The sequence below is a fragment of the Pantoea sp. 1.19 genome (genome assembly GCF_001922585.1).
Taxonomy (GTDB): Bacteria; Pseudomonadota; Gammaproteobacteria; order Enterobacterales; family Enterobacteriaceae; genus 1-19.
The window spans coordinates 712129-724102 of the sequence record NZ_MRBS01000001.1; the positions used below are offsets into that span (position 1 = coordinate 712129).

10 protein-coding genes are annotated in these 11974 nt (G+C 61.8%); 9 read left to right on the top strand and 1 reads right to left on the bottom strand.

Features of this window, described 5'->3' with window-relative positions; all coding sequences use genetic code 11:
* Nucleotides 1-2 precede the first annotated feature (2 nt).
* From BS626_RS03600 to BS626_RS03640, 9 genes are all read left to right on the top strand, one after another.
* Nucleotides 3-803, top strand: coding sequence for a metal-dependent hydrolase (locus tag BS626_RS03600; protein WP_075181005.1), 801 nt, complete (start codon nucleotides 3-5; stop codon nucleotides 801-803).
* Nucleotides 804-1090: 287 nt separating this feature from the next.
* Nucleotides 1091-2524: a PTS glucose transporter subunit IIBC gene (ptsG, locus tag BS626_RS03605; RefSeq protein ID WP_075181006.1), complete on the top strand. Its 1434-nt coding sequence runs from the start codon at nucleotides 1091-1093 to the stop codon at nucleotides 2522-2524.
* Between the two features lie 152 nt (nucleotides 2525-2676).
* Nucleotides 2677-3027, top strand: a complete 351-nt coding sequence (gene hinT, locus BS626_RS03610) for a purine nucleoside phosphoramidase (protein WP_075181007.1) — start codon at nucleotides 2677-2679, stop codon at nucleotides 3025-3027.
* A 10-nt stretch (nucleotides 3028-3037) separates the two neighbouring features.
* On the top strand, nucleotides 3038-3412 hold the full coding sequence (locus BS626_RS03615) for a YcfL family protein (protein WP_075181008.1): 375 nt from the start codon (nucleotides 3038-3040) through the stop codon (nucleotides 3410-3412).
* A 17-nt stretch (nucleotides 3413-3429) separates the two neighbouring features.
* Nucleotides 3430-4014 carry a penicillin-binding protein activator LpoB gene (gene lpoB, locus BS626_RS03620; protein WP_075181009.1) on the top strand — a complete coding sequence of 195 codons (585 nt, stop codon included), beginning with the start codon at nucleotides 3430-3432 and terminating at the stop codon, nucleotides 4012-4014.
* Entirely contained in the window at nucleotides 3995-4858 is an 864-nt protein-coding gene (gene thiK / locus BS626_RS03625; protein WP_075181010.1) for a thiamine kinase, read from the top strand. Before lpoB ends, thiK begins: the two co-directional genes overlap by 20 nt.
* Before the next feature lie 28 nt (nucleotides 4859-4886).
* Nucleotides 4887-5936 carry a beta-N-acetylhexosaminidase gene (gene nagZ, locus BS626_RS03630; protein ID WP_075181011.1) on the top strand — a complete coding sequence of 350 codons (1050 nt, stop codon included), beginning with the start codon at nucleotides 4887-4889 and terminating at the stop codon, nucleotides 5934-5936.
* A 212-nt stretch (nucleotides 5937-6148) separates the two neighbouring features.
* Nucleotides 6149-7453, top strand: a complete 1305-nt coding sequence (locus BS626_RS03635) for an NAD(P)/FAD-dependent oxidoreductase (RefSeq protein WP_075181012.1) — start codon at nucleotides 6149-6151, stop codon at nucleotides 7451-7453.
* Between the two features lie 309 nt (nucleotides 7454-7762).
* Nucleotides 7763-8305 (top strand): glycine zipper 2TM domain-containing protein, encoded by a 543-nt coding sequence (locus tag BS626_RS03640; protein ID WP_075181013.1) that lies wholly within the window; start codon nucleotides 7763-7765, stop codon nucleotides 8303-8305.
* A 143-nt stretch (nucleotides 8306-8448) separates the two neighbouring features.
* On the opposite strand, the gene mfd is transcribed toward BS626_RS03640, so the two are convergent.
* Nucleotides 8449-11895 carry a transcription-repair coupling factor gene (gene mfd, locus BS626_RS03645; protein ID WP_075181014.1) on the bottom strand — a complete coding sequence of 1149 codons (3447 nt, stop codon included), beginning with the start codon at nucleotides 11893-11895 and terminating at the stop codon, nucleotides 8449-8451.
* Nucleotides 11896-11974 lie beyond the last annotated feature (79 nt).

Here is an 11974-nt window from a genome sequence, read left to right on the forward strand (position 1 = left end):
AGATGTTTATCGTAGATTCCCATTGCCATCTTGACAGTCTTGACTACGACAAGCTGCATCAGGATGTGGACGACGTGCTGGCAAAAGCCGCGGCGCGTGACGTGAAATTTATGCTGGCGGTGGCGACCACGCTGCCCGGCTATCGGGCAATGGTCGGGCAGATTGGCGAGCGCGACAACGTAGCCTTCTCCTGCGGGGTACACCCGCTGAATCAGGATGAGGCGTGGGATTTCGCCGAACTGCGCGCGCTGGCGGCAGATTCACGGGTGATTGCGCTGGGCGAAACCGGGCTGGATTACTATTACCAGCAGGAGACCAAAGCGCAGCAGCAGGCGGCGTTCCGCGAGCATATCCGCGTTGGGCGCGCGTTGAATAAGCCGGTGATCGTGCACACCCGCGACGCCCGCGAGGATACGCTGGCTATCCTACGCGAAGAGCAGGTGGAGGGCTGCGGCGGCGTGCTGCACTGTTTTACCGAGGATACCGCCACCGCCGGCAAACTGCTGGACATGGGGTTCTATATCTCCTTCTCCGGCATCGTCACCTTCCGCAACGCCGAGGCGCTGCGTGACGCTGCGCGCTACGTGCCGCTGGATCGCCTGCTGGTGGAAACCGACTCGCCGTACCTGGCGCCGGTGCCGCACCGCGGCAAAGAGAATCAGCCGGCGTTCACGCGCGACGTGGCCGAGTATCTTGCGGTGCTAAAAGGCGTCAGTCTGGACGCGCTGGCCGCGGCAACCACCGAAAACTTCTCGCGCCTGTTTCACGTGCCAATGACGCGTCTGCGCGACGCGGATTGTTAATTTCAAAGCCCGTAATAAATTGGTTGTTATTCGCGCTGCCCGCCGTCCATATCGGATGCGGGCGGCGTTTTTTGCCCTAAAAACGGGCTAATCATCGCCGTTTGCGCGAAAACTCTGCGGTGTAATTGGTGAAACGTGATAGCCATCAAACAAACAAACACCGAATTATTTTACTCTTCGTAATAATTACGAGCGCGCTCAGACGCGCCACCCGGTGAGCGGATCCTCCCCCGCCCACCACGCGCACGTCGCGTTAAAAACGCACTCATACTCAGGAGCTTCTCACTATGTTCAAAAATGCATTTGCGAACCTGCAAAAGGTCGGTAAATCGCTGATGTTACCGGTGTCGGTGCTGCCGATCGCCGGTATATTGCTGGGCGTCGGTTCAGCAAATTTTAGCTGGCTGCCTGCCGTTGTCTCTAACGTCATGGCCGAAGCGGGCGGTTCCGTATTCGCGAATATGCCGCTGATCTTCGCCATCGGCGTCGCGCTGGGCTTTACCAATAACGATGGGGTGTCGGCGCTGGCGGCGGTGGTGGCCTACGGCATCATGGTCAAAACCATGGCGGTGGTGGCCCCGCTGGTGCTGCATCTGCCAGCGGATGAAATCGCCAGTAAGCACCTTGCCGATACCGGGGTGCTGGGCGGCATCATAGCCGGTGCGATCGCGGCGTACATGTTTAATCGCTTTTACCGTATTCAGCTGCCGGAATACCTCGGCTTTTTTGCCGGCAAGCGTTTTGTACCGATCATCTCCGGCCTGACGGCGATTGTCCTTGGGGTTATCCTCTCTTTTATCTGGCCGCCAATTGGCTCCGCGATTCAGACCTTCTCGCAGTGGGCAGCTTACCAGAACCCGGTGCTGGCATTTGGAATCTATGGCGTGGTTGAGCGCGCGCTGGTGCCGTTTGGCCTGCACCATATCTGGAACGTTCCGTTCCAGATGCAGATTGGTGAGTACACCAACGCCGCCGGTCAGGTGTTCCACGGTGACATTCCGCGCTATATGGCGGGCGACCCGACGGCCGGTAAACTCTCCGGTGGCTTCCTGTTTAAAATGTTTGGCCTGCCGGCGGCGGCGATTGCCATCTGGCACTCGGCGAAACCGGAAAACCGTGCCAAAGTGGGCGGCATCATGATCTCCGCGGCGCTGACCTCGTTCCTGACCGGGATCACCGAACCTATCGAATTCTCGTTCATGTTCGTGGCGCCGATTCTGTATGTTATTCATGCGATTCTGGCCGGCCTGGCCTTCCCGATCTGCATTCTGCTCGGCATGCGCGACGGCACCAGCTTCTCACACGGCCTGATCGATTTTATCGTACTGAGCGGTAACAGCAGCCGCCTGTGGCTGTTCCCGATTGTCGGGCTCTGTTACGCGGCTATCTACTACACCGTGTTCCGCGTGCTGATTGCTAAGCTGAATCTGAAAACGCCGGGGCGCGAAGACAGCACCAGCGAAGAGAACAGCGGTGACGGCAGCCAGATGGCGGCCAACCTGGTTGCGGCTTTTGGTGGCAAAGACAACATCACTAACCTCGATGCCTGTATTACCCGCCTGCGCGTCAGCGTGGCCGACGTGGCGAAGGTCGATCAGGCGGGGCTGAAAAAACTCGGTGCTGCCGGCGTTGTGGTGGCGGGTTCTGGCGTACAGGCCATCTTCGGCACCAAGTCGGATAACCTGAAAACCGATATGGACGACTACATCCGTAACCACTGATACCGTCCGGGGAGTGTTTAAAAGGGAGCCGCGGCTCCCTTTTTTTATGCCGCGGAAGGGCGCGACAGGAAGTTTCTCCGCGCTGAAGGTTGAATAAACGGTCCGGTCTCGCTCATACTGCGAAGATAACCGACTGCCACAAGGGAAAAAAAATGGCCGAAGAGACGATTTTTAGCAAAATTATCCGTCGAGAAATCCCCGCCGATATTGTCTACCAGGATGAGCTGGTTACCGCTTTCCGCGATATCGCGCCGAAAGCCCCCACCCATATCCTGATCATTCCTAACGTGCTGATCCCCACCGTCAATGACGTCCAGCCGGCCCATGAGCAGGCGCTGGGGCGCATGATGACCGTGGCGGCAAAAATTGCCCGCGATGAAGGGATCGCCGAAGACGGCTACCGTCTGATCGTGAACTGTAATCAGCACGGTGGCCAGGAGGTGTATCACATCCATATGCACCTTGTGGGCGGCCGGCCGCTCGGACCCATGCTCGCTCACTGAGGCCACCGCCATGACCCGACGTCTGTTTCCCCTAATGGCCCTCGCGCTGCTGACCCTCACGGGGTGCAGCGGCGATACAACCGCCATTAATACTTCGCAGTCGCTGGTGATGGACGCCGCCGTGCTGTCGGCCGGGATCTCCACTGACGAACCGACGATCAGTGAGGTGGATGGCCAGCAGCGCGCCAGTAGCTCGCTGTACAACGAGCAGGAAAAAGCCGTAACCCTGCACTATCGTTTCTATTGGTATGATGATAAAGGTCTTGAGCTGCTGCCGTTTGAGCGCGCGCGGACCGTCACGGTCCCGCCCCACCAGCGGGTGCAGGTCATCTCGCAAACCGGCAACCTGAACGCCAGTAAAGTGCGTCTCTGGTTGTATCTTTGAGGAATCGCTGGGTGAGTATGAAAAAACTGTCCGGCATTGTTTTACTGACAATGCTGATGTCCGGGTGTGTGATTGAACCGCCGCCGTCGCCACAGCCGCCCGCGCCGGTCGAGCCGGTGCCGGAGCCGCAACAGCCGGTCCCGCCGCAGCCCGAGCCGGGGCAAACGGTGCCGACGCCGCCCAAAATGCAGTCGATTAACTGGCCAGCCAGCGTAGCGCCGCTGGTGGCGAACATGGTGAAGGCCGACGGCGTGACCGCCGGCAGCGTGCTGCTGGTGGATAATGTCAAAAACAGCACCAACGGCAGTCTGCAAACCGCGAAAGCCACCGCGGCCATTGTGCAGGCGCTGACTAACAACCCCACCTTCAGCCTGGTCTCCGCCGATCGGCTGCGCACCGCCCGGCAGACCCTCGGCCTCTCTGCGGATGACAGCCTGGTGTCCCGCAGCAAAGCGGTTGGACTGGCGCGCTACGTCAGCGCGCAGTACGTGCTGTACAGCAACGTGGAGGGCGACGTGAAATCGCCCGATTTGCAAATGCAGCTAATGCTGGTTCAAACCGGAGAGATAATCTGGTCCGGCCATGGCAGCGTGCAGCATTGATCCGGCGCTGACCGCGCTGATTGCCTCTCATCAACCGGCGGCACTGTCCGCCGGTTCTTTTTTGCCGCTGGCGGGCCTGTCCGGTAACAGCTTTCTGGTGGGGGCGGGCGAAGCGCGATTGCTGGTGCGGCGCACGCCGCCGCTGCCGCTGCCGTGGGTCGATCGCCAGCGCGAATACCGTCAGCTGCGGCAGCTCTACGGCAGCGGTCTTGCGCCGCAGGCGCTGGCGTGGCAAGCGCCGTGGCTGCTGCTGCGCTGGCAGCCGGGCACGCCGCTCACCGCCGCCGCACTGCCATCCCGCCTGCCCGAACTGGCCCAGCTACTCACCCGGCTGCACCATCAGCCGCTGTCGGGCTGGCGTTTTTCCCTGCCGGCGCTGCTGGCGCGCTACTGGCAGCTGTGCCGCATCCACCCACCGCAGTGGCTGCGCGCGTGGCAGCGCCTGCGCCGGCGCGGCGCGCCGCGACCGCTGCGACTGGCGCGGCTGCACATGGACGTTCATGCCGGCAACCTGCTGGATGACGACGGCCAGCTGCGGCTTATCGACTGGGAGTATGCCGGCGACGGCGACGTGGCGCTGGAGCTGGCAGCGATCTGCGCGGCGACGCCGCTGCCAGCGGAAGATCGCGCGCGCTTCATCGCCGACTATGCACAGCATAACCGCCTGTCGGTCAGCGCGCTGACGGCGGCGATGCATCGCTGGCAGCCGTGGCTGGCGCTGCTGATGGCCTGCTGGTATCAGCTGCGCGCCGAGCAGGCGGGCGGCCGTGACGCCCGCCAGCGCGCCGCCGCCGGCTGGCAGGCGCTGGACACCTGCAAACCCTTCGCCGATCCATTATCATGAGCGGCATCATAGTCAGAGGATAAACAGAATGTTGGAAAGTGCACTGCCCGGTCCGGTGATGCTCGACGTCGAAGGCTACAGCCTGGACGCTGAAGAGCGGGAGATCCTGCAGCATCCGCTGGTGGGAGGGCTCATTTTATTTGCCCGGAATTATCACGACCCGGATCAGCTGGCTGAGCTGGTCCGCCAGGTGCGTGACGCATCGCGCCATCGGCTGCTGGTGGCGGTAGATCAGGAGGGCGGACGCGTGCAGCGCTTTCGGGACGGTTTTACCACGCTGCCCGCCATGCAGGCGCTGGCCGCGCTGAATCCTCCGGCGCAGGCTCACGCGCTGGCGGAAGAGGCCGGCTGGCTGATTGCCAGCGAAATGACCGCCATGGATATTGATATTAGCTTTGCGCCGGTGCTGGATCTTGGCCACGGCAGCGCGGCCATTGGTGAACGGGCATTCCACCACGATGCCGACCAGGCGCTGAGTCTCGCGCGTCGCTTTATTCAGGGAATGCACAGCGGCGGCATGAAAACCACGGGCAAGCACTTTCCCGGTCACGGTGCCGTCAGCGCGGATTCCCACAAGGAGACGCCGCGCGACGATCGCCGCGGGGACGTCATCCGACAGCAGGACATGCGGCTGTTCGCTACGCTGATTAGCGAGGGCGCGCTGGACGCCATCATGCCCGCGCACGTGATCTTCAGTCAGCTGGATCCGCGTCCGGCCAGCGGCTCACCCTACTGGTTGCACACGGTGCTGCGCGACGAGCTGGGCTTTAACGGCGTGGTGTTCTCCGATGATCTCTCCATGGAGGGCGCGGCGATCATGGGCAGTTACGCGGAGCGCGCGCAGGCGGCACTGAACGCCGGGTGCGATATGATTCTGGTATGCAATAACCGACGTGGTGCGGTCAGCGTGCTGGACAATCTGTCTCCGCAGACGGCGCCGCGCGTGGCGCAACTGGCGCACCGCGGCCATTATTGCCGCGACACGCTGCAGCACACGCAGCGCTGGCGTGACAGCAGCGCCGCGCTGTCGGCTCTGCAGGCGCGCTGGCTGGAGCATAAAGCGGCGCTGGGCGGTTAAGCGTTCCCCCTTAGGCGGGCCGACCGCGGCCCGCCGACGCGCCCCGACGGGACCTTGTCTGAGTTGTCTTGATCCAGATCAAATTTTCATGACCCCCCTTTTCGCGCATGCTATTCTGGTCGCAATTGCGATTTAGCTTCGCCAACCTGATGTTAATTAAGGTTATTTTCATAACCTTTGCTTAACTATTGGTTCACATTTGAGGGGGTTTTTTGTCTACGTCTATGAAAAAAATCGTTATTGTCGGCGGCGGCGCCGGTGGACTGGAGCTGGCGACTCAGCTGGGCCACAAGCTGGGCCGCAAGAAGAAAGCGCAGGTCACGCTGGTTGACCGCAATCACAGCCATCTGTGGAAGCCGCTGCTGCACGAAGTGGCGACCGGATCGCTGGATGAGGGCATTGATGCCCTAAGCTATCTGGCCCACGCCCGCAATCATCACTTCGCCTTCCAGCTGGGTACGCTGGTGGATATCGACCGGGAACGCCAGTGCCTCAAGCTGGCTGAAATCCGTGATAAGCAGGGCGAACTGCTGGTGCCGGCCCGCGAACTGCCATACGACACCCTGGTGATGGCGCTGGGCAGCACCTCGAATGACTTTGGCACCCCCGGGGTTAAAGATCACTGTATCTTCCTCGACAACCCGCATCAGGCGCGCCGTTTCCACAATGAAATGCTGGATCTGTTCCTGAAGTTCTCCGCCAGCGATGGCGAGCGCGACACGGTCAATATCGCCATCGTCGGCGGCGGGGCGACCGGGGTCGAGCTGTCGGCAGAGTTGCACAACGCGGTGAAAGAGCTGCACAGCTACGGCTATAAAGGGCTGGATAACCGCGCCCTGAACGTGACGCTGGTAGAAGCCGGTGAGCGAATTTTACCGGCGCTGCCGCCGCGCATCTCTGCTGCGGCGCACCAGGAGCTGACCAAGCTGGGTGTACGGGTCATGACGCAGACCATGGTCACTCAGGCAGAGAAGGGCGGGCTGCATACCAAAGACGGGCAGTTTATTGCCGCCGATCTGATGGTCTGGGCGGCGGGGATCAAAGCGCCGGATTTTATGCGTGAAATCGGTGGGCTGGAGACGAACCGCATCAACCAACTGGTGGTCGAATCGACGCTGCAGACGACCCGCGATGCCAATATCTACGCCATCGGCGACTGTGCCTCCTGCGCGCGCCCCGAGGGCGGCTTTGTGCCACCGCGCGCCCAGTCGGCGCACCAGATGGCCTCGCAGGCGCTACAGAATATCCTCGCGCAGATGAAGGGGCAGGCGCCCCAGGCCTATGTTTATAAGGATCACGGATCGCTGGTCTCACTTTCTCGCTTTAGCACCGTTGGTAGCCTGATGGGGAATCTGATGCGCGGCTCGATGATGGTTGAAGGGCGCATTGCGCGCATGGTCTACATCTCGCTGTACCGTATGCACCAGGTTGCGCTGCACGGCTACTTCAAAACCGGCCTGATGATGCTGGTTGGCAGCATCAACCGGGTGATCCGCCCGCGGCTAAAGCTGCACTGAGTCACTCAGCCGGCCCCTACGCCGCAGACCGGGGAAACCCGGTCATTTTTTTACCCCGCGATGTGTCAGTCTGTTACTTTTGGTCACCGACTGCCTGTTTGCCGCGTTTTGCCGCTCAGACTGCTCCGAAAACAGTGTAACCTGCGCTGGCATCACGCGTTTCCTCTCTGATTCTGATTGTTGAACACCGCCGCCTTTTGCACACTTAACGGTAATTACCACGGCGCATCGCGCACGCCGAGTATGTCCGGTCTGTCCGGGAATGGACAGCGGCAAAAATGCGCGGTCACATCTTTTGGAGGATGTCCTGTGAATAAATCCATGTTAGCGGGTATCGGTATTGGCGTCGCGGCCGCGCTGGGCGTTGCCGGGGTGGCCAGCAGCGTGTTCGATCGCGCGCCACAATATGCACAGGTGCTTTCCGCTACGCCTATCAAAGAGACGATTAAAAACCCCCGTCAGGAGTGCCGCAACGTCACGGTGACCCACCGTCGTCCGGTGCAGGATGAAAACCGCATTGCCGGTTCGGTGCTCGGCGCGGTCGCGGGTGGCGTGCTGGGTCACCAGTTTGGTGGCGGACGGGGGCGCGATGTGGCCACGGTCGCCGGGGCGCTGGCGGGCGGCTACGCCGGAAATCAGGTGCAGGGCAGCCTGCAGGATAACGACACGTATACCCGCACGCATCAGCGCTGCAAAACCGTCTATGACAAGCAGGAAAAAATGCTGGGCTACGACGTGACCTATAAAATTGGTGACCAGCAGGGTAAGGTGCGGATGGAGAAGGATCCGGGCACCCGCATTCCGCTGGACAACAACGGTCAGCTGATGCTTAACGACACGCCCCGGGCGTAAGGGGGCGCGGGGCAGCGCGCGGCGATCCACCGCGGCGGTCCCCGCCCATCCGAAGGCGGCCGCCGTCGAGCCGGCCATACCCCTTTTTCTGCAAGCGGGGCACGAGGCCGCCGCCGCGTTCAGGCCCCTTTGTATCGGGGCCGTCAGGCGGTGGCGTGTTCCCGCAGCTGCTGCATAAAGCCGCGCAGCCAGTCGATGCGCAGCGTGCGCTCCTCCAGATCGCGGATGAATTTCAGCCGCGTCGGCCCATCCAGCCGCCACTGATCCGGCGCCTGCTGCAGCAGGCCAATCAGCCAGCCGGGATCGACCTTATTCTGTTCCGCAAACTCGATAAAGCCGCCTTTTTCACTGGCTTCCACCCGGCGGATGCCCAGCTGGCGCGCCATCAGGCGCAGTCCGGCGATGGCCAGCAGGTTACGCGCCGGATCCGGCAGCAGCCCAAAGCGGTCAATCAGCTCGACTTTCAGATCGTTCAGCTCGCCTTCGTCATCGGCGCTGGCGATGCGCTTATACAGCGACAGGCGGGTATTGACGTCCGGCACATACTCGTCCGGCAGCAGCGCCGGCATGCGCAGTTCAATCTCGGTCTGCTGACTGGTGAGATCCTCCAGCGACGGCTCGCGGCCGGCCTTGAGAGACGCCACTGCGTTCTCCAGCAGCTCCATATACAGGCTGAAGCCGATGGTTTCCATCTGCCCGCTCTGGTCCTCGCCCAGCAGCTCGCCGGCGCCGCGGATCTCCAAATCATGGGTCGCCAGTGCAAAACCGGCGCCCAGATCCTCGAGCGAGGCGATAGCCTCGAGGCGCTTCTGCGCGTCGGTGGTCATCGCTTTTGGATGCGGCGTCAGCAGCCAGGCGTAGGCCTGATGGTGTGAACGGCCGACGCGACCGCGCAGCTGATGTAGCTGTGCCAGACCGAAGTGATCCGCGCGCTCAATGATGATGGTGTTGGCGCTGGGAATATCGATCCCGGTTTCGATAATGGTGGTACACACCAGCACGTTAAAGCGCTGGTGATGGAAATCATTCATCACCCGCTCGAGATCGCGCTCGCGCATCTGGCCGTGACCGATGGCGATGCGCGCTTCCGGCACCAGCTCCGCCAGCCGCTGGGCGGCTTTCTCGATGTTCTCCACGTCGTTATACAGGTAGTAGACCTGGCCACCGCGCAGGATCTCACGCAGCATCGCCTCGCGCACCACCAGACTGTCATATTCGCGAACAAAGGTCTTCACCGCCAGCCGACGCGCCGGCGGCGTGGCGATAATCGACAAATCGCGCATACCGCTCATGGCCATATTCAGGGTGCGGGGGATCGGCGTGGCGGTCAGCGTCAGGATGTCGACGTCGGCGCGCATCGCCTTAATGCGCTCTTTATGTCGCACGCCAAAGCGGTGCTCCTCATCGACAATCAGCAGGCCCAGGTCGCGAAATTTGACCTCATTTTGCAGCAGTTTGTGGGTGCCAATCAGGATATCCACTTTGCCTTCCCGCGCTTCCTCGAGGATCTGATTTTGCTCTTTAGCGCTGCGAAAACGCGACAGCACCTCGATGCGCACCGGCCAGTTAGCAAAGCGGTCACGGAAGTTGTCAAAGTGCTGCTGCGCCAGCAGGGTGGTCGGTACCAGCACGGCCACCTGCTTATTGTTCTCCACGGCCAAAAACGCCGCGCGCATCGCCACTTCCGTTTTACCAAAGCCGACGTCGCCGCACACCAGGCGGTCCATCGCCAGCGGCTGACACATATCGCTCAGCACGGCGTTGATCGCCTGATGCTGATCGGGAGTGGTCTCAAACGGGAAGCCTTCACAAAACAGCTGGTACTGGGCTTTATCGTGGCGAAAAGCATAGCCCGACCGGGCGGCTCGCTGGGCGTAGATATCCAGCAGTTCGGCCGCCACGTCGCGCACTTTTTCCGCTGCTTTTTGCCGCGCGCGTGACCAGGCGTCGCTGCCCAGCTTGTGCAGCGGGGCGTTTTCATCGGCGCCGCCAGCATAGCGACTGATCAGATGCAGCGATGAGACCGGCACGTACAGCCTGGCGTCACCGGCATAAGCGAGCATCAGGTATTCCGCCTTGATGCCGCCCGCCTCCAGCGTGGTCAGGCCAATGTAGCGGCCAACGCCGTGCTCCAGATGGACCACTGGCTGCCCGGGATGCAGTTCGGCGAGGTTACGGATCAGCACATCGGGGTTGATAGTGCGCCGCGAGTCCTGCCGGCGGCGGGTGACGCGCTCGCCCAGCAGGTCGCTTTCGCAGATCAGCGCCAGCTGGCGCTGCGGATCGATAAAACCGCGCTCGCTGGCCCCGGTCATCAGCCAGCAGCCGCCGGGGCCGGCCTCGCTCAGACGGGTCAGCGGCTTTGGCGCCAGTTTGATGCGCGCCAGCAGCTCCTGCAGCGCCTCGCGGCGACCGTCGCTCTCCACGGAGAACACGACCGTGCCGCCAAACTGTTCGATAAAGTGGCGCAGCGGGTCAAGCGGCGCTTTAGCCTGCGCCTGCACCGCAATATCGGGCAGCGGCTGGTAGTCCAGATTAATCTGTCCGCCTTTGCCGCTCAGCGTATCGGCGGTGATGTGCACCCGCGGCCAGCGTTTCAGTTCGGCAAACAGGGCGTCCTGCCGCAGCCACAGCAGCGTAGGCGGCAGCAGCGGCCGCATTGGATCGACGCGGCGGCTGTCGTAGCGCGCTTCCACGTCCTGCCAAAAGCGCGCGGCGCTGCCCTCGGTATCGCCGAGGGTGACAATCAGCGTGTCGGCCGGCAAATAGCTAAACAGCGCCGGTAGCGGATCCGCAAAGAACAGCGGCTGCCAGTATTCGATGCCGGTGGGCAGCGTGCCTTTACTGACCTGCTGATAAATGTGTTCCGGCTCCCGGCGGATCTCAAAATGTTCGCGCCACTGGCTGCGAAACAGTTCAATGGCGTTTTTATCGGTCGGGAATTCGTGCGCCGGCAGCAGATTGATGGCCGGGACCGCTTCAAGGGTGCGCTGCGTGTCCACATCAAACAGCCGCAGACTGTCGATTTCGTCATCGAAAAAATCAATGCGGTAGGGCTGTTCGCTGCCCATCGGGTAGAGGTCGAGCAGGGCGCCGCGGGTGGCAAACTCACCGTGCTCCATCACCTGATCAACGTGGCGATAGCCGGCCAGCGCCAGCTGATCGCGCAGGAGATCGCGCGACAGCCTGTCACCTTTTTTCATCACCAGCGCATGGCCATGCAGGTAGCTGTGCGGGCAGACGCGCTGCATCAGGGTATTCACCGGCAGCACCAGCGCACCCTCCCGGCGCGTCGGCAGCTGATAGAGCGTTGCCAGGCGAGCCGAGATGATGTCCTGATGGGGCGAGAAACTGTCGTAGGGTAGGGTTTCCCAGTCGGCGAGGGTATCGACCGGCTGCGCGCTGTACTGGCGGATCTCCTCCTGCAGACGCAGGGCGGCCTGCATGTCTGCGGTGACGATCATCACCGGGCCGGGGTGACGGGCGAGAATATCTGCGCATTCCACCGCGCTGGCGGCGCCGGTGACCTGTCCTAACTGGCGCTGATCGCCCGCTTTAACGGGCAGAGTATAACGATGCTGTAGTGACATAAACCGTTCAAGTAGGGTGATGAGAGCAGAGGGCAAGTATACCCTGAATTCGGGCGGACGGGCGGAACCGTGGGCCGGT

Coding starts and splice junctions, on each gene's coding strand:
- BS626_RS03600 (WP_075181005.1), top strand. CDS start 3: ATGTTTATCGTAGATTCCCATTGCCATCTTGACAGTCTTGACTACGAC.
- ptsG (WP_075181006.1), top strand. CDS start 1,091: ATGTTCAAAAATGCATTTGCGAACCTGCAAAAGGTCGGTAAATCGCTG.
- hinT (WP_075181007.1), top strand. CDS start 2,677: ATGGCCGAAGAGACGATTTTTAGCAAAATTATCCGTCGAGAAATCCCC.
- BS626_RS03615 (WP_075181008.1), top strand. CDS start 3,038: ATGACCCGACGTCTGTTTCCCCTAATGGCCCTCGCGCTGCTGACCCTC.
- lpoB (WP_075181009.1), top strand. CDS start 3,430: ATGAAAAAACTGTCCGGCATTGTTTTACTGACAATGCTGATGTCCGGG.
- thiK (WP_075181010.1), top strand. CDS start 3,995: ATGGCAGCGTGCAGCATTGATCCGGCGCTGACCGCGCTGATTGCCTCT.
- nagZ (WP_075181011.1), top strand. CDS start 4,887: ATGTTGGAAAGTGCACTGCCCGGTCCGGTGATGCTCGACGTCGAAGGC.
- mfd (WP_075181014.1), bottom strand. CDS start 11,895: ATGTCACTACAGCATCGTTATACTCTGCCCGTTAAAGCGGGCGATCAG.